The 23,374-nt window shown below is 71.3% G+C and carries 21 protein-coding genes and 2 tRNA genes; 3 read left to right on the plus strand and 20 right to left on the minus strand.

Annotation, left to right across the window (positions count from 1 at the left end):
• Positions 1-14: 14 nt before the first annotated feature.
• From ABT063_RS36370 to leuS, 6 genes are all read right to left on the minus strand, one after another.
• Positions 15-854, minus strand: coding sequence for an arylamine N-acetyltransferase family protein (locus tag ABT063_RS36370; protein ID WP_351064516.1), 840 nt, complete (start codon positions 852-854; stop codon positions 15-17).
• 4 nt (positions 855-858) lie between these two features.
• On the minus strand, positions 859-3,480 hold the full coding sequence (locus ABT063_RS36375; protein WP_351064518.1) for a ComEC/Rec2 family competence protein: 2,622 nt from the start codon (positions 3,478-3,480) through the stop codon (positions 859-861).
• Positions 3,477-4,649, minus strand: a complete 1,173-nt coding sequence (locus tag ABT063_RS36380; protein WP_351064519.1) for a ComEA family DNA-binding protein — start codon at positions 4,647-4,649, stop codon at positions 3,477-3,479. Before ABT063_RS36380 ends, ABT063_RS36375 begins: the two co-directional genes overlap by 4 nt.
• 376 nt (positions 4,650-5,025) lie before the next feature.
• The gene (locus tag ABT063_RS36385) at positions 5,026-5,871 is read right to left on the minus strand and encodes a DegV family protein (RefSeq protein WP_351064521.1); all 846 of its coding nucleotides are present in this window, start codon (positions 5,869-5,871) and stop codon (positions 5,026-5,028) included.
• Positions 5,872-5,942: 71 nt separating this feature from the next.
• Entirely contained in the window at positions 5,943-6,683 is a 741-nt protein-coding gene (locus ABT063_RS36390) for a hypothetical protein (protein ID WP_351064523.1), read from the minus strand.
• A 120-nt stretch (positions 6,684-6,803) separates the two neighbouring features.
• Positions 6,804-9,686, minus strand: a complete 2,883-nt coding sequence (gene leuS / locus ABT063_RS36395; protein WP_351064525.1) for a leucine--tRNA ligase — start codon at positions 9,684-9,686, stop codon at positions 6,804-6,806.
• Between the two features lie 448 nt (positions 9,687-10,134).
• Between leuS and ABT063_RS36400 the strand changes: the two genes are divergently transcribed.
• Positions 10,135-11,379 (plus strand): ferric reductase-like transmembrane domain-containing protein, encoded by a 1,245-nt coding sequence (locus ABT063_RS36400; RefSeq protein WP_351064526.1) that lies wholly within the window; start codon positions 10,135-10,137, stop codon positions 11,377-11,379.
• Positions 11,376-12,989, plus strand: coding sequence for an NADH-ubiquinone oxidoreductase-F iron-sulfur binding region domain-containing protein (locus ABT063_RS36405; protein WP_351064528.1), 1,614 nt, complete (start codon positions 11,376-11,378; stop codon positions 12,987-12,989). Before ABT063_RS36400 ends, ABT063_RS36405 begins: the two co-directional genes overlap by 4 nt.
• Positions 12,990-13,041: 52 nt before the next feature.
• On the opposite strand, the gene ABT063_RS36410 is transcribed toward ABT063_RS36405, so the two are convergent.
• The 10 genes from ABT063_RS36410 to ABT063_RS36455 all read right to left on the minus strand — a co-directional run bounded on the left by ABT063_RS36410 (position 13,042) and on the right by ABT063_RS36455 (position 18,209).
• Positions 13,042-13,114: transfer RNA gene (locus ABT063_RS36410), tRNA-Ala, on the minus strand.
• Positions 13,115-13,232: 118 nt separating this feature from the next.
• Positions 13,233-13,466: a hypothetical protein gene (locus tag ABT063_RS36415; protein WP_003976229.1), complete on the minus strand. Its 234-nt coding sequence runs from the start codon at positions 13,464-13,466 to the stop codon at positions 13,233-13,235.
• A gap of 3 nt (positions 13,467-13,469) precedes the next feature.
• Complete coding sequence (locus ABT063_RS36420; protein WP_107483759.1) at positions 13,470-13,643, minus strand: hypothetical protein; 174 nt, start codon at positions 13,641-13,643, stop codon at positions 13,470-13,472.
• Positions 13,644-13,887: 244 nt separating this feature from the next.
• Positions 13,888-13,960: transfer RNA gene (locus tag ABT063_RS36425), tRNA-Ala, on the minus strand.
• A gap of 96 nt (positions 13,961-14,056) precedes the next feature.
• Complete coding sequence (locus ABT063_RS36430) at positions 14,057-14,731, minus strand: histidine phosphatase family protein (RefSeq protein ID WP_351064530.1); 675 nt, start codon at positions 14,729-14,731, stop codon at positions 14,057-14,059.
• Positions 14,728-15,171 carry a ribosome silencing factor gene (rsfS, locus tag ABT063_RS36435; protein WP_351064532.1) on the minus strand — a complete coding sequence of 148 codons (444 nt, stop codon included), beginning with the start codon at positions 15,169-15,171 and terminating at the stop codon, positions 14,728-14,730. The genes ABT063_RS36430 and rsfS overlap by 4 nt, the downstream gene beginning before the upstream one ends.
• A gap of 100 nt (positions 15,172-15,271) precedes the next feature.
• Entirely contained in the window at positions 15,272-16,990 is a 1,719-nt protein-coding gene (locus ABT063_RS36440) for an LCP family protein (protein WP_351064534.1), read from the minus strand.
• A 16-nt stretch (positions 16,991-17,006) separates the two neighbouring features.
• Positions 17,007-17,669: a nicotinate-nucleotide adenylyltransferase gene (nadD, locus tag ABT063_RS36445; protein WP_351064536.1), complete on the minus strand. Its 663-nt coding sequence runs from the start codon at positions 17,667-17,669 to the stop codon at positions 17,007-17,009.
• Between the two features lie 92 nt (positions 17,670-17,761).
• Positions 17,762-17,926: a hypothetical protein gene (locus ABT063_RS36450; RefSeq protein ID WP_351064538.1), complete on the minus strand. Its 165-nt coding sequence runs from the start codon at positions 17,924-17,926 to the stop codon at positions 17,762-17,764.
• Between the two features lie 121 nt (positions 17,927-18,047).
• The gene (locus tag ABT063_RS36455) at positions 18,048-18,209 is read right to left on the minus strand and encodes a hypothetical protein (protein ID WP_351064539.1); all 162 of its coding nucleotides are present in this window, start codon (positions 18,207-18,209) and stop codon (positions 18,048-18,050) included.
• Between the two features lie 113 nt (positions 18,210-18,322).
• Here ABT063_RS36455 and ABT063_RS36460 point away from each other — a divergent pair, with 113 nt between their 5' ends.
• Entirely contained in the window at positions 18,323-19,429 is a 1,107-nt protein-coding gene (locus tag ABT063_RS36460) for a M48 family metallopeptidase (RefSeq protein WP_502990950.1), read from the plus strand.
• A 51-nt stretch (positions 19,430-19,480) separates the two neighbouring features.
• Here the strand turns inward: ABT063_RS36460 and ABT063_RS36465 are convergent, their stop codons facing one another.
• The 4 genes from ABT063_RS36465 to ABT063_RS36480 form a co-directional block, all read right to left on the minus strand.
• Positions 19,481-20,551, minus strand: coding sequence for an SCO2583 family membrane protein (locus ABT063_RS36465; protein ID WP_351064541.1), 1,071 nt, complete (start codon positions 20,549-20,551; stop codon positions 19,481-19,483).
• Between the two features lie 121 nt (positions 20,552-20,672).
• On the minus strand, positions 20,673-21,239 hold the full coding sequence (locus ABT063_RS36470) for an SCO2584 family spore wall biosynthesis protein (RefSeq protein WP_502990951.1): 567 nt from the start codon (positions 21,237-21,239) through the stop codon (positions 20,673-20,675).
• 123 nt (positions 21,240-21,362) lie between these two features.
• Positions 21,363-22,649, minus strand: coding sequence for a glutamate-5-semialdehyde dehydrogenase (locus tag ABT063_RS36475; RefSeq protein WP_351064545.1), 1,287 nt, complete (start codon positions 22,647-22,649; stop codon positions 21,363-21,365).
• 144 nt (positions 22,650-22,793) lie between these two features.
• Positions 22,794-23,261 carry a DUF8830 family protein gene (locus ABT063_RS36480; protein ID WP_351064565.1) on the minus strand — a complete coding sequence of 156 codons (468 nt, stop codon included), beginning with the start codon at positions 23,259-23,261 and terminating at the stop codon, positions 22,794-22,796.
• Positions 23,262-23,374: the final 113 nt, after the last annotated feature.

The following is a 23,374-nucleotide window of genomic DNA, read 5'->3' on the forward strand; positions in this document are numbered from 1 at the left end:
GGCCGCAGCCCGAGTCACGCGTGAGGACCACCACTTCGCACCGTCGGCACAGCGTCGAGCACGATCCCGAACCGCTCCCGGTACACCCTCAGCACCTCCTCGTCCGTCGTCAGCTCGCGCTCCTGCCGCGTCCCGTCGGCGGCCGTCACCTTGAAGTTCCGACCGCTGAGCGTGATCCTCCCTCCGTCCTCCGTGACCCGTGAGCACACCAGCGACCGCGTGAAGTGCGACTGCGGCGAGGTGCTGTGCCACCAGGCCCCGGCCACGAAGTCACCGAGCACCCGCGGCCGTACCTCCAGCCGGTACTGAGCCCTGCCGTCCACGACGACGTCCAGGTCCGCCGCCTGAACCCCACCGTGCCCGCCCCGCGCCCCCGCCGCGTCCGGCCCCGCCTCGACGATCCGGAACGTGCCGCCGGGATCCTCCTGCTCACCCCGTGCCTCGAACGCCAGCGGATAGTGGCTGTGCGCCCCGAACCCGACGTCGGCCAGCCACTCTCCGCCGTCCACCGTCCGCACCCGCAGGGCGAGATGGTCGTACGGAATCCCGAGCAGCCCCTCCGGCCCGTACACCCGCGCCGCGAGCAACGAGACATCGAACCCCAGCGCGGCGAGCAACGCCCCGAACGCGCCGTTCAGTTCGTAGCAGAACCCGCCGCGCCGCGCGCCCACCAGCTTGTCCAGCAGCCGCTTCTCCTCCAGCACGATCTCCTGGCCGAGGTGGACCGACAGGTTCTCGAAGGGCACGGTCTGCAAGTGCCGCAGATGCAGATCGCGCAGGACGTCGAGGGTGGGCCACGCCGGGTGCTCGGCTCCCATGCGGTGGAGGTAGGCATCGACCTGTGCAGAATCCATGGCCTCAGTCTCGCCCCACCCGCAGCTCTCCGCCGCCCGGACCGCCCCCCGTACCGGCGACCGCCAGCGCCCCGTCCCGGTCGGTCCGCAGCACCACCGCACCCCCGGCCCGCAGCGCCGCGACCGTACTGGGAGCCGGGTGCCCGTACGGGTTGTCCGCACCGCAGGAAATCAGCGCCAGCCGCGGGGCCACCCGGCGTAGGAGCTCCGGGTCCTGGTAGGCCGAGCCATGATGGGCGACTTTGAGTGCATCCATCCCGCCCAGCCGCGCCCCCGCCGGTGACCTCAGCAGCGCCTGCTGCGACGGTGGTTCGAGGTCCCCGAGCAGCAGGAACCGCAGCCCGGCCGACCGCACGAGCAGCGCGACACTGGCGTCGTTCGGCCCCTCGGGCTCCGGTGCCGGTAACGGCTGCGGCCACAGCACCTCCCAGGACAGTGCCCCGGTACGCCGCTGCTCCCCGGCGACGGCACGCGTCACCGGAATCCGCCGGGCCGCCGCCTCCCTCCGTACGAACCAGGCCTGGTCCGCGGGCTCTTCGAGGCCCGTCGTCTCGATGCCGCCCACCGAACGCCCCCGCAGTACTCCGGGCAGTCCCGCCACGTGGTCCGCGTGGAAGTGGGTCAGCACGACCAGCGGGATCCTGGTGATGCCGAGCGTGCGAAGGCAGTGGTCGACGAGCGTCGGATCGGGTCCCGCGTCCACGACCACACCCGTGCCCTCGCCCGCCGCGAGCACCGTCGCGTCGCCCTGTCCCACGTCGCACATCGCCATCCGCCAGCCCGGCGGCGGCCAGCCCGTGATCACCCTGGTCAGCGGCGGCGGCTGCACCACCGCCAGCAGGAGCAGCAGCCCGCAGCCACCGCACAGCCAGGGGTGTCTCAGCAGCCGTCGGCCGACCAGCAGGACGACCACCGTGACCAGGCAGAGCAGTGCCGCCCCCGCCCAACTGTCCGGCCAGTCCACTCCCGCGCCGGGCAACGCCGCCCCGGTACGGGCGATCCCGGCGATCCACTCCGCGGGCCAAGCCGCGCACCAGGCCAGCGCCTTGGCCACCGGCATCGCCACCGGCGCCGTCGCCAGTGCCGCGAAGCCCAGCACCGTGGCCGGAGCGACCGCGAACTCCGCGAGGAGGTTGCACGGCACCGCCACCAGGCTCACCCGCGCCGACAGCACTGCGACGACCGGCGCGCACAGTGCCTGCGCGGCAGCCGCGGCGGCCAGCGCCTCGGCCGGCCGCGGCGGCACCCGGCGCCGTCGCAGCGCGATGCTCCAGCGGGGCGCGATGGTGAGCAGGGCGCCGGTGGCCAGAACGGACAGCAGGAAGCCGTAGCTCCGGGCCAGCCACGGGTCGTAGAGCACCAGCAGCAGTACGGCCGTCGCCAGCGCCGGGATCAGCGATCTGCGGCGTCCGGTCGCGAGCGCGAGCAGCGCGACGGCTCCGCAGGCCGCGGCCCGCAGCACACTGGGGTCCGGTCTGCACACGACGACGAAGGCGAGCGTGAGTCCGCCGCCGAACAGCGCGGTCGTCCGGAGCGAGATGCCGAGGCGGGGCGCGAGTCCTCGGCGCTCGGCGAGCCGGGCCAGGCCGGGCGGTCCGATGAGCAGGGCGAGGATGATCGTGAGGTTGCTCCCGGAGACGGCGAGGGTGTGCGCGAGGTCGGTCTCCTTGAAGGCCTCGTCCAGGTCCGGGGTGATCCGTGCGGTGTCCCCGACGACCAGGCCCGGCAGCAGCGCCCGGGCGTCCTCGGACAGCCCGTCCGTGGCCTCCCGCAGCCCGGCGCGCAGCCGACCCGCCAGCCGCTGCGATGCCGACGGCTCCGCCACGACTTCCGGCGCCCGGTCCCGTACGCGCAGCACGGCCGCGAACCGGTCGCCGCCCGTCATCGCGGGCGCCGACCGCGCGGTGACGCGCAGCCGCGTGGACGGCAGCAGCCCCAGCCACGGCGAACGGCCCGGCCCTTCGGCGACGGGCCGTGAGCCGCCCGACGCCCCTCCACCCGGTCGCCCGGCTCTGGAACCCACGTCGACGATCAGCAGCACCGGCGCCCGTGTCGCCGTCGCGGTCCCGTTCGCCGCCTCGACGCGGCGTACGTCCGCGTTGATCAGCACGGAGGTCGGGGCCACATGATTCCCGCTGATCCGGGGCCGGGTGAGCCGGGGATCGGAGGTCACCTCGACCTCGGCGGTCACGGTGGCGTACTGCCGCGCCAGCGCCGGTACCGGCCCGCGCCGCAGATCGGCCCCGTGGAGCCCGGCGGACGCGGCGGCCGCCGCGACACAGAGCAGCACGGCGGCGACCGAGGCTCGCGCCCAGGTGGTCCGTAGGGGAGCACGAGCCCGGAGGCTCCTCGGCGGTCGGGCGCGCGACCGCAAGGCCATGAGGAGAACACCGGCCGCGGCAAGGCACACGGCCGCGATGCCGGTGACCCACTCCGGCGGGGCGTCCAGCGTCAGCGCGGCCGTCGCCCAGGCCGCGAGCGCGGGTGGTACGAGTCGTAGATCCGTCGGTCCTTCCTGTCGCGGGTGGGCGGCCCCGAGCCGCTTTCCGGAGGCGGCGTGGACGTCGGGGCGGGGGCGCGGGCGGGCGGCGTCGCGCTCGGGCGGCACGTCGGGGCTGTGCCTCATGGCCGTACGAGGTTCCGCAGGTCCGCGAAGCGGCGGTCGCCGATGCCGTTGACCTCGCGCAGTTCGTCCACCGACCGGAAACCGCCGTGCTGTGCGCGGTAGTCGATGATGTGCTGGGCCAGCACGGGGCCGACGCCCGGCAGCGTGTCGAGTTGGTCCACGGTGGCCGTGTTGAGGGAGACGGGTCCCGCCGGTGCCGCCCCCGCCGCCGCACCGGCGGGACCGCCGGCGACCGTGCCGCCCGTACCGGGCCCCGGAGCGGCGGCGGCCGGAGCACCGACGATCACCTGTTCCCCGTCCACGAGGAAACGGGCCCGGTTCAGACCGTCGGTGTTCGTACCGGGTCGCACTCCGCCGGCCGCGCGCAACGCGTCCGCGACACGCGAACCGGCCGGAAGCCGGTGGATGCCGGGGTCACGGACCTTGCCGCCGACGTCCACGACGATCTCGGCCCCTGCTGTGCCCACGGCGTTCGGCGCACCGGCCGAGGGGGTCGGCTCCGTGTGCTCGCTCTGCTGTTGCTCCGGGTAGGGAGCGGCCGCGTGCACCACCTCGGGCGCTCGGACGGATTCGGTCCGCCCAGTCCAGAAGTGCTGCACGGCGAAGGCCGCGGCGACGACGAGGAGCACGGTGAGCGCGAGCACGCTCCGCCGCTCCAGACCACACCTCGCCTGCAGCCACACGGGCATCCGCTCCCGCAGAGCGAGCCCGACCCGCACCCGCCGACCGCCTCCCGCGGGCCCGGCCCCGACGGCCGGGCCGACGTCCGCGTCCTGCGAGCCCGCGAAACGTCCTCCAGCCACGTGGTCGCGTGGATCCGCCAACCGCACAGCCATGGGGTCAGTCGGATCTGCCACCCCCTCGGCCAGGTGGTCGGGCGAAGCCGTCGCCCCCACAGCCATGCCGGCCGGCCGGGCCTCCCGGCCAGCCCGGCCCACGGCGGGACCGGCGTGCGTAGCCTCGTGACCCATGGCGAGACCAGCATGCGAAGCCTCCCGACCCACAGCCACATCAGCCTGCGGACCCTCCAGCCCCACAGCCAAGTCGCCGCGTCGATCCTCCGACCCCGTGGCCACCTCGGTCCGCGGCTCCGCCCGGCCCACGGCCAAGTCGGCGCGCGCTTCCTCCGGCCCCGCAGCACCGTCAGCCGGTGCCCCCTCCCGCCCCACGATCCCGCCGGACCCCGGCGGCCCCGCCCCCGGCTCCCGCCACTCCCCAGCCCGTTCGGCGAACAGTGCTTCCGCCCGGCGGCGGAGTTCGGCCGCCGAAGCGTGTCGGTGTCGCGTCCGGCCGCGGGAGGGCGGGCGGCGATGACGGGCGCGGCCGTCGGAGGCAGGGTCGCGTCCAGGGCCGCTGGTTGCGTTCGCTGTGCGTGAGCGTGATCGAAGTGCCATGCGCCGAGGATCCGGCACGTCGCCACTTCCGCGATGATCTTGGTCAATTCCCGGGGATTACCGCCCGGTTGTGGACAACTCCGTCACCCACACGGGTGGTCGAGCCGAACCCCCCTCGCCCGCCGCGCCGCGCACCTCCGCACCCCCGACCTCAACGCGCCGAGACCACGACCCCCAGCAACCCGGGCCCCGTGTGCGCCCCGATCACCGCCCCGACCTCACTCACATGCAGGTCGGCCAGCCCCGGCACCCGCGTCCGCAGGCGCTCCGCCAGGGCAGACGCCCGGTCGGGTGCGGCGAGATGGTGGACGGCGATGTCGACCTGCGCGCTGCCGGCCCGGTCGACCGCGATCTCCTCGAGCCGGGCGATGGCCTTGGACGCCGTGCGCACCTTCTCCAGCGGTTCGATACGGCCGCCTTCTAGCTGGAGCAACGGCTTCACCGCGAGCGCGGAGCCGAAGAGGGCCTGCGCGGCGCCGATCCGGCCCCCGCGGCGCAGGTAGTCGAGGGTGTCGACGTAGAAATAGGCGGACGTCCCCGCGGCGCGCTTCTCGGCGGCCGTGACGGCCTCGTCCACCGTGCCGCCCGTCTCCGCCGACTCGGCCGCGGCAAGCGCGCAGAAGCCGAGGGCCATCGCGATCATCCCGGTGTCCACCACCCGGACCGGCACCGGCGCCTCGCGCGCCGCCACGACCGCGGCGTCATGTGTTCCTGAGAGTTCGGCGGACAGGTGCAGCGAGACGATGCCGGCGGCACCGGACTCGGCGACCCTGCGGTAGGTCTCCGCGAACACCTGAGGGCTGGGGCGCGAGGTGGTGACGGAGCGTCGCTTCTGCAACGCCTGGGCAAGCGAACGGGTGGAGATCTCGGTACCCTCGTCCAGCGCCCGGTCGCCGAGGACCACGGTCAGCGGCACCGCTGTGATGCCGTGGCGCTCCATCGTCCGCGTCGGCAGGTAGGCCGTTGAATCGGTGACGATCGCGACATGGCGGGACATGAGCTGGAGGTTACCTGGCGTAGCGCCTGTACGGCAGCCCGGCCCCTCTCATCTGAGCGCCCGTGTCCGGATCAAGTCGTGCTCTCGGGGCGGGTCTTCTTCTGCCAGGGGTAGACGGGACGCCGACTCGGCGGGGTGATGGCGGGCCGCGTCGGCTCCTCGGCCGTGTGAGCCCGAGGTGTCTCCGGCCAGGCCTGCTGTGAGGTCGCGCCCTCGGCCGCGGGGGCCTCCGGCCACGGCGGCGGCGGTGTGGCGGACGTCGGCTCCGACGTCGTCCAGTGCCGCAGCGCACCGGCCTCCACGTCGATCTGCGCGCTCAGCGAGTCCAGGTCGTTGTCGGCGAAACGGTGGGCCCGGTCGCGGGCCGCCCAGCGCAGCGAGTCAGCCGACTGAGTGATGCGCTCGGTGCGCTCGCGCAGCGCGGGCAGCCGCTCCGCGAGCGTGGCCCGGTCGGGCTCGGACTCCAGGCGCCTGAGTTCGGCGTCCAGTTCGTGTCCGTGCGCGCTGAGGCGCTCGAAGAGGCCGAGGGACTCCTTGAGGGACTCGTCCTCGGCCACGCCCGCGTGCAACGCGTCCTGGGTGGCGCGCATCGACGTGCGCAGCTTCAGCCGCAGCTGGGCGATCTCGCCCGCCGGGCCGAGCTGGGCGAAGGACTTGGCGCGCAACGTGTGGTCCTCGACGGTGCGGCGGGCCTGGGTGATGGTACGGTCCACACCGCGCTTGGCGGCGCCGACCGCCTTCACCGTGGCGTAGGCACCCAGCACCACGAAGAGCACGAAAAGCAGGGCGAATACTGCGATCACTGCTTCCACCAGCTCCTCCTCCGACGGTCGCGGCACGCACCGCGTCGCTCTTCAACGGTAAACGCAACGGGCAGGTCCGGAGTTCCAGAAGAACCCCGAACCTGCCCGTAGGGGACTCCCCCGAGGCGCCTACGCCGGAACGATGTTCACCAGCTTCGGCGCCCGCACGATCACCTTGCGGATGCCCGCGCCGTCCAGCGCCGCCACGACCTTCTCGTCGGCCAGCGCGACCTTCTCCAGCTCGTCCTCGGAGATGGACGGGGAGACCTCCAGACGGGCCTTGACCTTGCCCTTCACCTGGACGACGCAGGTCACGGTCTCGTCCACGACGTACGCCGGGTCGGCCACGGGGAAGTCCTGGTGGACCACCGAGTCGGTGTGCCCCAGCTTGCGCCACAGCTCCTCGGCGATGTGCGGGGCCAGCGGCGCGACCAGCAGCACCAGCGACTCCGCGACGGACCGCGGCACCGGGCCTCCCGCCTTGGTCAGGTGGTTGTTCAGCTCGGTGACCTTGGCGATGGCGGTGTTGAACCGCATGCCCTCCAGGTCCTGGCGCACGCCGTCGATCGCCTTGTGCAGGGCGCGCAGCGTGTCCACGTCGACGTCGGCGTCCTCGGTGTCGACCACCGTCAGCGCGCCGGTCGTCTCGTCCACGATGTTGCGCCACAGCCGCTGCAGCAGCCGGTACTGGCCCACCACCGCACGCGTGTCCCACGGCCGCGACACATCCAGCGGGCCCATCGCCATCTCGTACAGGCGCAGCGTGTCCGCCCCGTACTCGGCGCAGATCTCGTCCGGAGTGACCGCGTTCTTCAGGGACTTGCCCATCTTGCCCAGCAGCCGGGAGACCTTCTCGCCCTGGTAGTAGTACGCGCCGTCGCGCTCCTCCACCTCGGCGGCCGGCACCGCGATGCCGCGGCTGTCGCGGTAGACGTAGGCCTGGATCATGCCCTGGTTGTACAGCTTGTGGAACGGCTCGGCCGAGGAGACGTGCCCCAGGTCGTACAGCACCTTGGACCAGAAGCGCGCGTACAGCAGGTGCAGTACGGCGTGTTCGGCGCCGCCGACGTACAGGTCGACGCCGCCGTGCGGCTGGCCCTCGCGCGGGCCCATCCAGTACCGCTCGATCTCCGGGTCGACCAGCTTCTCGGAGTTGTGCGGGTCCAGGTAGCGCAGCTCGTACCAGCAGGAACCGGCCCAGTTGGGCATGGTGTTGGTCTCGCGGCGGTACTGGCGCGGGCCCTGGCCGTCACCCAGGTCCAGCGTGACGTTGACCCACTCCTCGTTGCGCGACAGCGGGGTCTCGGGCTGGGTGTCGGCGTCGTCCGGGTCGAAGGTACGCGGCGAGTAGTCCTCGACCTCGGGCAGCTCCAGCGGCAGCATCGACTCGGGCAGGGCGTGGGCGGTGCCGTCCTCGTCGTAGACGATCGGGAAGGGCTCGCCCCAGTAGCGCTGACGGCTGAACAGCCAGTCACGCAGCCGGAAGTTGACGGTGCCCTCGCCGATGCCCTTGCGCTCCAGCCATTCGGTGATGCGCGCCTTGGCGTCGGCGACGCCCAGGCCGTCCAGCGAGATGTCGTCGTTGGCGGAGTTGATGATCTTCGCGTCGTACGACGCGAAGGCGTCCTCCCACGTCGAGGTGTCGGTGCCCCGGCCGTCGGTGGGCTCGACGATGCAGTGGATCGGCAGCTCGAAGGCGCGCGCGAACTCGAAGTCGCGCTGGTCGCCCGCCGGGACGGCCATGATCGCGCCGGTGCCGTAGCCCATCAGGACGTAGTCGGCGATGAAGACCGGGATCCGCTCGCCGTTGACGGGGTTGGTGGCGTAGGCGCCGATGAAGACGCCGGTCTTGTCCTTGGCCTCGGCCTGCCGCTCGACGTCCGACTTCGAGGCGGCCTGCGCGCGGTACGCGGAGACGGCCTCGGACGGGGTGGCGTGGCCGCCGGTCCACACCTCGTGCGTGCCCTCGGGCCAGGCGGCCGGGGTGAACTTCTCGACCAGCGGGTGCTCGGGCGCCAGCACCATGTAGGTCGCTCCGAACAGGGTGTCCGGACGCGTGGTGAAGACCGTGATGCGCTCGCCGTCGATCGGGAAGTCGACGCGCGCGCCCTCGGAGCGGCCGATCCAGTTGCGCTGCTGCAGCTTGATGGCCTCGGGCCAGTCCAGCGCCTCCAGGTCGTCCAGCAGCCGGTCGGCGTAGGCGGTGATGCGCATGTTCCACTGGCGCAGCTTGGCCTTGAAGACCGGGAAGTTGCCGCGCTCGGAGCGGCCGTCGGCGGTGACCTCCTCGTTGGCCAGCACGGTGCCCAGGCCGGGGCACCAGTTGACCGGCGCGTCGGAGGCGTAGGCCAGGCGGTACTCGCCCAGGACGTCGGCGCGCTCGGCGGCGCTCAGCGCGCTCCAGGTACGCCCGCCGGGCACCGCGCGCTCACCGGACTCGAACCGGTCGATCAGCTCGGAGATCGGGCGGGCCTTCTTCGCCTCGTCGTCGTACCAGGAGTTGAAGATCTGCAGGAAGATCCACTGGGTCCACTTGTAGTAGTCCGGGTCGATCGTGGCGAACGACCGGCGCTTGTCGTGGCCCAGGCCCAGCCGGCGCAGCTGGACCTTCATGTTCTCGACATTGGCCTCGGTGGACACGCGCGGGTGCGTGCCGGTCTGCACGGCGTACTGCTCGGCGGGCAGGCCGAAGGCGTCGAAGCCCAGGGTGTGCAGAACGTTGTGGCCGGTCATGCGCTGGAACCGGGCGAAGACATCGGTGGCGATGTAGCCCAGGGGGTGGCCGACGTGCAGGCCCGCCCCGGAGGGGTACGGGAACATGTCCATGATGTACTTCTTGGGCCTGGCGGCCAGCTCGGCATCGCCGGCCAGGTCACCCTTCGGGTTCGGCGCCGCGTAGGTGCCCTCGGCGTCCCAGAAGTCCTGCCAGCGTGCCTCGATGTCGGCCGCCATCGCGGCCGTGTAGCGGTGCGGCGCGGCCACCTCGGCGGCAGCGGGGTTCGTCTCGCTCATGATCCTCAAAGCTCCATCGATCGTCTCTGCCTGCGGCTGTGACGTTGCGGGAAACGAAAAATCCCCTCGCACAGGAGGGGACGCCGCGCCGATGCCGACCACGGTCTCAGCGGTGGTCGGGACTGATCAGCGCGGCCCGCTAAGCAGAAGGCGTACGGCACGCATGGCGTTAGGGTACCGCAGCCGTTGAGCAGGAGGCGACGCGCTTACGTATGCCTTATGGGCACCGGGTGCCGCCCTCACCGATCCCGCCCGAGCGCACCGACCGCACCCGACAAAAGCTGAACCAAGGTCAAATATTACTTCGCGTAACAGTCACTAAGGGACATCACTACGGCCTCATTGTCGTTTGATAACAACGCAATAACTCAAACCTCGTACCCATCGGTATGGCACCACTTAGAGTGCGGCAGCGGGACCGCTTTCCCGAACGTTCGGAGTTGCCCCCATGAACCCTCACGACAGTACGGCGGACGACACGTTCGCGGAGTTCCTCAACTTCGGTGTGGGCGTCCTGTCGCTGGTCTGCCTCAGCTGCTCGGTGATCTGGGGACTCGTCGCCCAGGACCGGATCCTCCTCGACACACGCCAACGGCTCCTGGCGCAGGCGGTTCACCGGGTGACCGCGGCCGCGTCGATCGTCTTCCTCCTGGTGCACATCGGGGTCAAGCTCGCCCTCGACCACACCACGTGGATCGCCGCGATAATCCCCTTCGGGCTCCTGGCCACGAACGACGAGGTCGCCACCGGCAGGGGCTTGCTCATCGGCCTCGGCACCCTGGCCAGCATGCTCATGATCTTCGTGGGCGTCACCGGCATCCTGCGCAACCGCTTCGCCTCCCCGGCCCCGGTGGCGGCCCGCTGGCGGGCCATGCACATGCTGGCCTACCCGGCCTGGTGCGCCGCGCTGCTGCACGGCCTGTACGCGGGACGCGCGGCGAAGCCGGCCTTCATGATCCTGTATGGCCTGTCCGTGCTGGGCGTCACCGCGGCTCTGGCCCTGCGCGCCGCGCCGCGCCCGGTCAAGCGCCAGGTCGCCGACCGGATCGCCGCCTTCCTGGGCACCGAGGAGCGGCTGCGCCGCGAGGAGCTGGAGGCGAGCCGGGCCCGGGCGGCGGAGTCCACGGGCACGCTGCCGGGCTACGAGAACCAGCGGGGCACGCCGTCCCGGACGCGCATGACACCCCCGTACGAGGCGCCCGCAGCGGAGCCCGCGAACGGCTTCGCGGCCGCCTACCGAGCCGTCTCGACGCCCTCACGCGCACGCCAGCAGCAGTCTTTCGAGCAACCTTTCGATCAGCCTTTCGCGGCCGACCAGACCGCCCGCATGGATCTTCCCCTGGAGATGCAGCCCACGGAGTCCATCCCACGCGTCGACAGCGGCGGCAGCACCTCGGGCAGCTGGCCGATCCCGTCCCCGCCGCCGGTCGGCGAGGCGCCCCCGTCGGCGTACGACCCGCTCAACGACACCGGATACAACATCCCGGCCTATGGCAATTCGGGCGCCTCGGGCTACGGCTCGAGTGATGTGTACGACACCGGTGAGATGAACGCCGTCTACGAGACGTACTACCCCAACGACACGTACAACAACAGCGGTCCCGCCACTGAAACACTCCCCGGTGCCTCCTACGACTTCGACGCACCGGGTTCGGGCGAACCTTGGAACACGCCTTCCGGAGGCTTTAAGTGAACGAGGCCCTGCCCGACGTACCAGAAGTCCGCGTGGTCGGCCTTCCCCAGCTCACGTCGGGCTTCGACCTTGTGGAAAGACTCGACCTGCCCATGCACCTGAAGGTGCACGGGCCGCTCGAACCGATGGGCGGAGAGCAGCTCGCGCAGCTCTCCGAGCGCATCAGCCTGAAGGGCCGCGGCGGCGCGGGCTTCCCCTTCCACAAGAAACTGCGCTCGGTCGCCGAATCGGCGATCAAGCGCGGCGTACGGCCGGTCGTGGTCGTCAACGGCAGCGAGGACGAGCCGGCCTGCCGCAAGGACACGGTGCTGATCAACCGTGCCCCGCATCTCATCCTGGACGGCGCGCTGCTGTGCGCCGAGGCCCTGGGTGCCCGCACGCTCGTGGTGGGGGTCACCCGGGAGTCCACACAGCGCTCCATGGAGGCCGCGCTCGCCGAACGAGGGCTCAGCAACGGCCGCCGATCGGCGCTACGCGCGCGCGTGCAGCGCAATCCGGTCCGCATGGTCACCGGCGCCGCCGCGTCGCTGGTCCGCTCCATCGACGGCGGCCCGGCGATCCCAACCGGCCGCAAGGTCAGCGCCTCGCAGAACGGCGTCGGCGGCGCCCCCACCCTGCTGTCGAACGCCGAGACCTTCGCCCAGCTGGCGATCGCCGCCCGCATCGGCCCCGAGCGCTACGGCAACACCGGCCTGTACGACGAGCCGGGCACCGTCATGCTCACGGTCTCCGGCGCGGTCGCCCGCCCGATGGTGATCGAGGTCCCCACGGGCGTGCCGCTGCGCTACGTCCTGCAGCTGGCCGGCGCCCCGCCGGTCCCGCAGGGTGTGCTGACCGGCGGTTACCACGGCAAGTGGATCGACGCGGCGACGGTCAACGAGGCGATCGTCTCGCGCAACTCCCTGGACGCGGTGGGCGGTTCGCTGGGCGCGGGCGCGATCCTGCCGATCAGTCAGGAGACCTGCCCGCTCGGCGAATCCCTGCGCGTGGCGCAGTGGTTGGCCGAGGAGAGCGCGGGACAGTGCGGCCCCTGCTACCTCGGCCTGCCGGCCGCCGCGCGCGGCCTGGAGGACATCCTCAACGGCGGCGGCCCGGCCGCCCTTGAGGCGCTCAAGCAGGTCGCCAAGAACGTGAAGCGGCGCGGGGCGTGCTCGCACCCGGACGGCTCCGCGATGTTCCTGGAGTCGACCATCAAGGCGTTCACCGACGACCTGGCCGCGCATGTCCTCGGAAACGGCTGCGGACGGCCCGTGGAGGGCGTTCTGCCGCTCTTCGAGGGCGGCAGGATGCCGACGGGCATCCCGGCCGGCGGCGAGTTCGAGGAGAACGGCCCCAGCCGCCAGAAGATCTACGTCGACTGGACGCTGTGCCGGGGCCACGGCCTGTGCGCGGACATCCTCCCGGAGGTCTTCGAGCTGGGCGCCGACGGTTTCCCGACCGTCGCCCAGGCGCAGGTGCCGCGCTACGCGGAGGCCAAGGCTCTACGCGCGGTGCGCCGCTGCCCGGCGCTCGCCCTGCGCATCGAGGAGGACACCCGGTCGCAGGGGTCCACCCGCAACAACCTGCCGGTCCTCTCTCAGGGCCGCGGACGCCGCGCCCTGGGGCGCTGACACACACGACGAAGGCGGGTCATCCGAGAGGATGACCCGCCTTCAACTTTTGTGGAGCTAAGGAGAATTGAACTCCTGACCTCCTGCATGCCATGCAGGCGCTCTACCAACTGAGCTATAGCCCCTTGCAATGTTCCGCCGGGTTTCCCCGGCGGCGACGCCAACTTTACCGGCCCACCCGGTGGAGCACCAAATCGTTTCCCTTCTGTCCGGATACGGCAGCCGATGTCGGCTTACGCGGCCTCACGCCGTGACGAACGAGTAGAAGCGTTTGAGCGTGCAGTGTTCCTCGAGGAGGCGGCCGTAGATCGGCTCACCCTCCAGTTCGCGGTACGTCTCGATCGGGTCGCCCTTTATGATCAGCGCCCGCGCGCACTCCTCGCACCAGTACTGGTAGTCGGGGTTGACCGGCTCCATGTCACGGACGATCGGCGTCCCGCTGCCGCACCAGTCGCACTTTCGCCTGTGTGCACCCATCGATCAGCTCCAGATGTGGCCGCAGGCCGTGCACACGTAGGAGATTCCGCCGTTGTCCCCGAGGACTTGGGCGACGTGGACGGAACCGCAGGAAGGGCAGCTGAGGCGGACGACCGTGTCCCGTGTCGACGCTGCTTCGCGGAGGTGGCCGACCTCCACGAGGATGCTCGCAGGCATCACTACTCCCTCCCGTCGGGCCGCGCCCCCTTCCGGCCGTTTGATTCTGCCACGGCCGGACCAATACGGTCAGCGACGCCTCAGTACCAGTCCGGACACGGCACCCGCCGTGACCGCCCCGGGCAGCGCGAACGTGCACGCCACGGCGCCTCTGGAGAGATATACGCCTCGCAGGCCCAAGTGACTCAAGCCGGGAAGGCAGCAAAAAGATCCCGTCCCTCAAGGGACGGGATCTTTCATACCGTGGAGCTAAGGAGAATTGAACTCCTGACCTCCTGCATGCCATGCAGGCGCTCTACCAACTGAGCTATAGCCCCTTGCGCCACGCGGCGAACCGCATGGTGTTTCGCCCCGCTCGGCGGGGCGAACAAGAAGAACTTTAGCCTGCGACCTGCCGGAAAGTGAAATCCAGGTCAGTCGTCGTCACCGAGCACCGGCTCCGGGAGGGTGCCGGCGTTGTGCTCGAGGAGGCGCCAGCCCCTGACGCTCTCGCCGAGGACGGACCAGCAGCAGTTGGAGAGGCCGCCGAGGCTCTCCCAGTGCTGGGCCTCCAGGCCGAGGAGGCGTCCGATGGTCGTACGGATCGTGCCGCCGTGGCTGACCACGACGAGCGTGCCGTCGTCGGGCAGCTTCTCGGCGTGCCGGAGCACGACGGGGGCGGCGCGCTCGGCGACCTCGGTCTCCAGCTCGCCGCCGCCGCGGCGGACCGGCTCACCGCGCTTCCACGCGGCGTACTCGTCGCCGTGGCGGGCGATGATCTCCTCGTGGGTCAGCCCCTGCCAGACGCCCGCGTACGTCTCCCGCAGGCCCTCGTCGTGGGTGACGTCCAGGCCGGTGAGCGCGGCGAGCTCGGTGGCCGTGTGGGCGGCCCGCTGGAGGTCGGAGGCGACGATCGCGTCGGGCTGCAGGGAGACGAGCAGCCGGGCGGCGCGGCGGGCCTGGTTGACGCCGGTCTCGGTGAGGGGGACGTCCGTGGTGCCCTGGAAGCGGCGCTCCACGTTCCACGAGGTCTGGCCGTGCCGCCAGAGGATGACGCGGCGGCCGCGGCCCGGCTTCCGGTCGGCGCCGGCTTCCGAGAAGGCGCTCACCGCGGCTCCCCGAACTCGGCGGCTTCCTCCTCGGCCCGCAGCTTGGCGTGCGCCTCGGCCTTGCCGCGGGTCGCCTTGGCGTCGGCGGGCAGCTCGATCTCGGGGCAGTCCTTCCACAGCCGCTCCAGGGCGTAGAAGACACGCTCCTCGCTGTGCTGGACGTGGACGACGATGTCGACGTAGTCGAGCAGGACCCAGCGGGCCTCGCGGTCGCCCTCGCGGCGCACCGGCTTGGCGCCGAGCTCCTTCATCAGGCGCTCCTCGATCTCGTCGACGATCGACTTGACCTGGCGGTCATTGGGCGCGGAGGCCAGCAGGAAGGCATCGGTGATCGACAGGACGTCGCTGACGTCGTAGGCGATGACATCGTGGGCGAGCTTGTCGGCGGCCGCCTGGGCGGCGGTGCTGATGAGCTCGAGAGAGCGGTCGGTAACGGTCACTACAAGGCTTTCGGTCGGCGGTCACTTGCCACCAAGGGTCTCACGGACCGCCGAGGGCACCCCACGCGATTGATGGATCACACGTGGGGTGCGCCCCGGGCTATGAATCCGAGGGCTTGTAGTCCCGGCCCAGAACCACCGCCACGTCCGCGTTCGCGGAGACCGTGCCCTTGGTCACGGCGCTGTCGGGCAGGCCCAGGGTCTTGGCGACCTCGGTGGCGTTCTCCTTGTCGGCGGCGTCGCCGTAGAGGACCTTCGACGTGGACTGCGCGGCGGACGCCGTGCCGCCCTCCAGGAAGGTGAAGCCGCCGTTGAGGAGCACCACGCGGGCCTGTTCGGTGTTGTCCCTGACGCCGCTGGCGTTCTGGACGGACACGCTGACGGCCGCGTCCTTGTCGGGGCTCTTCGCGGTGCCGCCCAGCACGTCCTTGACCACACCGGCGCTGGCCTCGGTGTTCAGCGTGCCGTCGGCCTGGACGGGCAGCAGCGCGGTCTTGTAGTCGCCGCCCTTGGCGAGGTCGGCGAGCTTGGCGAGGAAGGTGCCGAGGTCCTTGTCGGTCAGCGGCGGCTCGATGATCTGCCCCAGCGTCTGCACGGTGACGGTCGCGCCCTGCGCGTCGGAGGACAGCTTGCGCATCACGCCCTGCATGACCTGACCGAACCGCTCCAGCTGGGCGTTCTGGGCCTCCCCGGGGGCGCGGTACGTGGCGTAGGCCACGGCCATCTTGCCGCTGAGCGTCTGGGCCTTGCCCTTGCTGACCAGGGGTGCCTCGCCCTTCTTGGCCTTCGGGTCGGGCACGTCGGCGTCGGTGTCGACCTCGATGTTGCCGACGAGGTCGACCAGGTTCTGCAGGTAGGGGGTGTCCAGGCGCCAGGTGCCCTCGATGTCGGTGCCGAGGACGGTGTCGATCGCGTCGCGCGTACCGGAGGAGCCGTCGTCGTCGACCGACTTGGCGAGGGTGGTCGTGTTGCCGTCGTCGTCCGTCAGGACGAGGGAGTTGGGCAGCAGGACGGTGGTGCCCTGCTTGGTGGTGGTGTTGTCGACGAGCAGTGCCGTGGAGGTGCCGCCCTGCGCGGTGTTGTGCAGGTGGACGACGATCACGTCGCGTTTCTGGGCGCCCGCGGCCGTCGCGGTTCCGGTCTTCGCGTCGGACGAGGACAGGCCGGGCAGCTTCCCGGCGTACCAGAGGTAACCGACGCCGCCGACCGCGACCAGCGCCAGGACCACGGTGAGGGCGATGAGGCGGCTGCGGGCGCGCCGCTTGGCCTCCTCGCGGCGCTCGGTGCGGTTCTCCGTGAAGTTCAGCCAGTCGATGACGTCCTCGGAGTCGCCGTCGGGCTCCTCGACGAAGGAGAACTGCTCGGTGTGGTACTCCCGTTGGGGCTCGGCGCGGTTGTTGTCCCTGGCAGGAGCCTCGGTCTGCCGCGGCTGCTCGGCCGGTCCGGCCTGCTGCGGGATGTAGGCGGTCTGCTCGGCGACACGGGGCTGCTGGCCACTGGCGGCGCTCTGGCCGTAGGGGTCGTACGACGGTGCCGGCCCCCCGGACTGCTGCGCACCGGTGCCGTACGGGTCGTAGGGCGGCACGGGGGCCTGCTGACCGGTGCCGTAGGGGTCGTACGACGGCGGCTGCTGCCCGCCGGTGGCGTACGGGTCGTATCCGTAGCCCTGCTGCTGCGCGTACGGGTCATACGGCTGCTGCGGTGCCTGCTGTTGCGGCGCGGCCTGCTGGTACACAGGCCGGCCGTACTCGTCGTAGCCGACGAGCTCGTACGGGTCGTCGTGCCGGCCGCCGTATCCCACGTCGTATCGGTCGTTCACCGGTGCCCCTCTCGGCTCACTCGCCGCGGTACAGCTCGCGCTTGTCGATGTAGCGCACGACTCCGTCCGGCACCAGATACCAGACGGGTTCGCCCTTGGCGACTCTCGCACGGCAGTCGGTGGAGGAGATGGCGAGGGCGGGGACCTCGACGAGCGAGACACCGCCCTCCGGGAGGCCGGGGTCGGACAGGACGTGGCCCGGCCGGGTGACCCCGATGAAGTGCGCGAGGGAGAACAGCTCCTCCGTGTCCCGCCAGGTGAGGATCTGGCCGAGGGCGTCGGCGCCGGTGATGAAGAAGAGGTCGGTGTCGGGGCTGAGCGCCTTCAGGTCGCGCAAGGTGTCCGTGGTGTAGGTCGGGCCGCCGCGGTCGATGTCGATGCGGCTCACCGAGAACTGCGGGTTCTCGGCGGTCGCGATGACCGTCATCAGGTAGCGGTCCTCGGCCGGGGAGACCTTGCGGTGGGTCTTCTGCCACGGCTGGCCGGTCGGGACGAACACCACCTCGTCCAGGTGGAACTGCGCGGCGACCTCGCTGGCCGCCACGAGGTGCCCGTGGTGGATCGGGTCGAACGTCCCGCCCATGACGCCGAGACGGCGCTTGCCGGGGTTCGACGGGCCGTTGCCCGGGCTGCTCGGCGTCTCTTTCGCCGGACCGGTAGGCATGTCCTGCTCTCCCATGCGTGCAGACCCTACCGGCCCGGCCTGAGGACTCCGGCCGACAGATCCCCGGACGGCCCGGCCCGCGGCCCCTGCCGGACGGCCGGAGTGGCTCAGCGGTCGCGGTTGAAACGAGTGGTGATCCACAGCAGAAGCATCAGGATGAGGAAGGCGCCGCCGCCGGTCACCCAGGGGTTGAGGCTCTCGTGGTTGCCGCCGTGCTCCTCGCCCTCGGCGGCGAGGGTGACCAACTGGGCTGCGGTGCTGTGGAAGCTCATCTTCGGCAGGACCTATCCGGTGTGGGCGGGATAAAGACGTCGGCTCATGGTAAGCGGGGGCCGCAAGAGCGATCACGCCGACTCCACCCTCGGGGAGGCTCCGGGGAACCTTCCCTTGCCCTCAGTCGTCTTTCCGCCTGTAACCCCGCAGCAGGAACCACGCGGTCAGCACACAGCCCAGCACCATCACGATCAGGACGACCCGGAGCAGATTCCCCGGCCCTTGCCGCTCGGCGGCGCTCGCGGCCTCGGTGAGCCAGGTGGGTCCGGGGTTGTGCTCCATGGCGCGGAACTCCTTCGCTGTAGTGCCCGTCCACGGTATCTCCGCCTAGGCTGGGCACTGCTTCGGGGGCGCAAAGGACCGCACAAGGGTCCGCAAAGGGCCACACAACGCACATGGGGGAAGACATGTCCGACGGCCACGAGCAGAACGGGCACGAGAACGTGCCGAGCAGGCAGCGCAGGCGCTTCCCGGGGATCTCCTCACGTGCGTACGAGCATCCGGCCGACCGCTCCGCCCTGGTGGCGCTGCGCAAGCTGAGCGGCTTCGACACGGTTTTCAAGGCGCTCAGCGGTCTGCTTCCCGAACGCAGTCTCCGGCTGCTGTTCCTGTCCGACTCGGTGCGCGTCTCCGACCAGCAGTTCGCGCACCTCAACGACATGCTGCGGGACGCCTGCTACATCCTGGACCTGGAGAAGGTCCCGCCGATGTACGTCAGCCAGGACCCGCAGCCGAACGCGATGTGCATCGGCCTGGACGAGCCGATCATCGTGGTCACCACGGGCCTGGTCGAACTGCTCGACGAGGAGGAGATGCGGGCGGTCGTCGGCCACGAGGTGGGGCACGCCCTGTCCGGCCACTCCGTGTACCGCACGATCCTGCTGTTCCTGACCAGCCTCGCCCTCAGGGTGGCCTGGATCCCGCTGGGCAACATCGCGATCATGGCGATCGTGACGGCGCTGCGCGAGTGGTTCCGCAAATCGGAGCTGTCCGCGGACCGCGCGGGTCTGCTGGTGGGCCAGGACCTGGAGGCCTCGATGCGCGGCCTGATGAAGCTTGCCGGCGGCAACCACCTGCACGAGATGAACGTGGACGCGTTCCTCAAGCAGGCCGAGGAGTACGAGGCCGGGGGCGACCTGCGCGACTCCGTGCTGAAGATCATGAACGTGCTGCCGCGCTCCCACCCCTTCGCCACCATCCGGGCGGCCGAGCTGAAGAAGTGGGCCGAGTCGCGGGACTACCAGCGGATCATGGATGGCCACTACCCGCGGCGCACCGAGGACAAGGACACCTCGGTCACGGACTCCTTCCGGGAGTCGGCGTCGCACTACGCCACGCACGTCAAGAGCTCCAAGGACCCGCTGATGAAGCTGGTCAGCGACATCGCCGGCGGGGCCGGGGACCTGGGCGGCCGGGTGCGGCGCGGGTTCGGCGGCTTCACCCAGTCGGCTCCGCCCAAGGACGAGCCGCCGACGGACACGCCGCCGCGGGACGACGACTGACGCCGGGGGATCAGACCTGACGCGCCCGGGGATCAGAGCAGACGCGAGGATTCACGCCTTCGGCTGTGCGCTCGTGGCCAGCGACCCGCACAGCGCCGTCGCGCCGCCCGTCGCGTACGGGTCCGTCCCGGCCGGGCCGCCCGCCTTCGCGGTCTGGCCGGCGAGCAGGGGCCGCAGACGGTTCGTGGAGTCCTCGGCGCAGGACAGGGGCCCGGCCTGGACGTAGGCGACGACGAGCTGGGCCGTGTTCAGGCGCAGGTCGTCGCGGTCGAAGCGGAAGTGCAGCTCGCGTCGGACGGTGAACAGGGAGGCCTCGGCCTTGTCGTCGGCGCCGGCCGGGCGCAGCGCGTACACGAAGGTGTGGTCCGCGGTGACCTCCAGCGTGGACGAGTCGGTCTCGGCGGCCTGGAGGGTGCCCTGGACCCGGATCCTGCGGTCGGCGAGTTCCGCCTCGGCCGGGTCGAAGCGAACCAGCCATCCGGTCGGGGCGTGCCGGCCGTCGGCGGCCGGATGGTCGAAGCTCTGGTCGAACTGGTCGAGTTGGTCCGTGTCGAGCAGGACCCGCACGGGACGGACCTGCTCGCCGATGAGGACCTCCGGGTAGAGCGAGGACCGGACGATGTAGTCCTTGGCGGTGGTCAGGGCGGCCACCACCTGGCTGTCCGAGAAGTGCTCGGTGCGCCGGGAGGCGGGCAGCGGAATGCCCTCGGCGCCGATGCGGTACTGCGCGGCGGGGCTGTGCGCGTACAGGTACTCGGGGTCGGTGTGCCCGGGCACCTTTCCCTGCGGGGCGAGCGGGATGACGGTCATCCGCAGCGGCTCGGCGGGCTGCCCGGCGGCGGGCTCCTGGTAGGGGTGCCGTACGCCCATGTAGATCGCGGTGCCGAAGGCGACGGCGATCAGCAGGACCAGCACCAGTGCCTGACGGGACAGCCCGCGGCGCAGCGGCGGGCGGCGGCGCACGGCGGGCGCGTGGTCGGCGATGCGCTCCTCGGCGGAGTACTCCTGGAGGCGGGCAGCACGGACGAACGACTCGTCGAAGACGACGGATCGGTACTCGTCCTCGCCACCTCCGGGGCCGCCCTCGGGTGTGCCCTCGGGTGGGTTTCCAGGCCCTCCCATATCTTCAGAGTAGGTCGCGGGGGGCTCGGGTAAACGCCCTGGTACACGACAAGTTCTGACAGGTTCTCAACAGGATCGGCAACCAGCCACGGGCCACTGCTCAGGGCGTACGGGCCGGTGCTCAGGGCGTGCGCGGGACCGCCGACACGGCCGGCTGGGAGTAGTCGGCCGAGGCGGAGGGCGCCGCCGACGTGCCCTGTTCGACGCCGGTCGAGGCGGGCGGCGGAGCCGGGGCGCGGCCACCGGAGGAGGCACTCCGGTACACCGCCGCGAAGGCCAGCGCGACCATGCCGATCCCCATCACGAGGGCGAGCATCCAGGCGACGGGGCGGTGCCAGCGGACCTGCTTGCCGTACGTCCCGGGGGCGCCGTAGCGGCCTTCGAGGATGTCGGCGTCGTCCAGGTCGTCGAGGTCGCGATCATGGCCGAACCGAGTGGGCTCGTACCCGTCCTCGTAGCGCTCGCCCCTGCCGTGCGCGCGGCGGGCCTCGGCCTCGGAGGCCTCCGCTCTCGCCTGGGCGGCGGCCAGGAGGCGTTCGACGGCGGTCGGCTCGTGCACCACGGCCGCCCGTACGAAGGCCTCGTCGAAGACCACGGAGGCGAACTCTTCGTCCGACACCCCGCGGTCGTGGTCGTCGTCGGGCTCCCAGCCGTCAGGGAACGGCGTGCCCCCCACGTCCTCCGGCACGGATCCAGAGTAGACCTGGGGGGTCATTTTGGGCAGACGGTATGGAAATTCATCCGTGGTTGAGACGCGGACGACATATGGACGACACGTCGCGCGAGCCCGCCGTACGACTCCTGGTGCGCCTCAGCGCCGTACGTGCCCGTCACCCGTGACGATGTACTTCGTGCTGGTCAGCTCGGGAAGGCCCATCGGACCGCGGGCGTGCAGCTTCTGCGTCGAGATGCCGATCTCCGCGCCGAAGCCGAACTGGCCGCCGTCCGTGAACCGGGTGGAGGCGTTCACGGCGACCGTCGTGGAATCGACCAGCTGGGTGAAGCGGCGGGCGGCCTGCTGCGAGGTCGTCACGATGGCCTCGGTGTGGCCGGAGGTCCACAGGCGGATGTGTTCGACGGCCTTGTCGAGGGAGTCGACGACCGCGGCGGCGATGTCGTAGGAGAGGTACTCGGTCTCCCAGTCCTCCGGCGTGGCCTCGACGACGGTGGCCTTGGAGTCCTTGGCGTACGCCAGCACCCGCTCGTCGGCGTGCACGGTCACGCCCGCCTCCGCGAGGGCGTCCAGGGCGCGGGGCAGGAACACCGGGGCGATGTCCTGGTGGACCAGGAGCGTCTCGGCGGCGTTGCACACGCTCGGCCGCTGCGCCTTGGAGTTGATCAGGATGTCGAGGGCCATGTCGAGGTCGGCGTTGGCGTCGACGTAGACGTGGCAGTTGCCGGTGCCGGTCTCGATGACCGGGACGGCGGACTCGGTGACGACGGTCTGGATCAGGGAGGCGCCGCCGCGCGGGATGAGCACGTCGACCAGGCCGCGGGCCCGCATCAGCTCGCGCACGCTCTCGCGGCTCTCCCCGGGCACCAGCTGGACGGCGTCGGCGGGCAGCCCGGCCCCGCCGACGGCGTCGCGGATCACCCGGACCAGGGCGGTGTTCGACTCGTACGCCGAGGCCGAGCCGCGCAGCAGCACGGCGTTGCCGGCCTTCAGGCACAGGGCGGCGGCGTCGACGGTGACGTTCGGGCGGGCCTCGTAGATGATCCCGACGACGCCGAGCGGGACGCGGACCTGGCGCAGGTCGATGCCGTTCGGGAGGGTGGAGCCGCGGACGACCTCGCCGACCGGGTCGGGCAGCGCGACGACGTCCCGGACGTCGGAGGCGATGGCCCGGACCCGCTCCGGGGTCAGGGTCAGCCGGTCGATGATGGCCTCGCTGGTGCCGGCCTCGCGGGCCTTGGCGATGTCCTTGGCGTTGGCCTCGACGATCTCGGCCGTCCGGACCTCCAGCGCGTCCGCGATGGCTTGCAGCGCGTCGTCCTTCTCGGCCCTGGGCAGCGGGGCGAGGTCGGCGGCGGCGGCCTTGGCGCGGTAGGCGGCCCGGGTGACCGGGGACATGGAGTCGTACGGCGAAAGCGTGGTCATGTAGGGAAGCGTAGTGCGCCGGACGGGTACGTTCACCGGGCTTCCACACCCCGAGACTGCCCTTTGCGCCTGAACCGGCGCCGCTCGCGGACGTGGTGCTCGCCGCGGGGGTTCCTCAATTGATGGTTACGGTCCGTGCTCCTGTCAGAACGGGTGCACCCCTACCGGCGTGGCAGGCGCCGGACCGTACCCCTCCGAGATGCGCTGGTGGTAGGTCTGGCGGTCGATGACCTCCAGGCCGACGATCTCCCAGGGCGGGAGTCCCGCGCTCTGGCGGTGCTCGCCCCACAGGCGCAGGGCGACGGCTGCCGCGTCGTGCAGGTCGCGGGCCTCTTCCCAGTACCGGATCTCGGCGTGGTCGTTCGCGTATCTGCTGGTCAGGAGGAAGGGGTGGTCGTGGGCGAGCTGTTCGAGGGCGCGCCGGACCTCCTTGAGCGGGGCCTCGTCGCCGGAGACGCTCAGGGTGACGTGCCACAGGCGGGGCAGGTCCTCGGGTTCCCCGCCCTCGTAGCGGTCGCCGGCCGCGACGCTGGTCAGGGCACGCTCCTCGCCGGCCACGCGCGAGGAGGCGCCACCGGCACCACCGCGGGACGCCGCCGCCCCAGGGCGCACTCGTCTCACGACGGCCTCCTTTACGCACAGGTCGAGTGGTGCTCGTAGGGAACGTCTCCCTGAGACAAAGTTGAGCAGGCCGCAAGGGCTCGTGTGGCGGTTTTGCGGAACGT

The organism is Streptomyces sp. NPDC002838 (assembly GCF_040295365.1).
Taxonomy (GTDB): Bacteria; Actinomycetota; Actinomycetes; order Streptomycetales; family Streptomycetaceae; genus Streptomyces.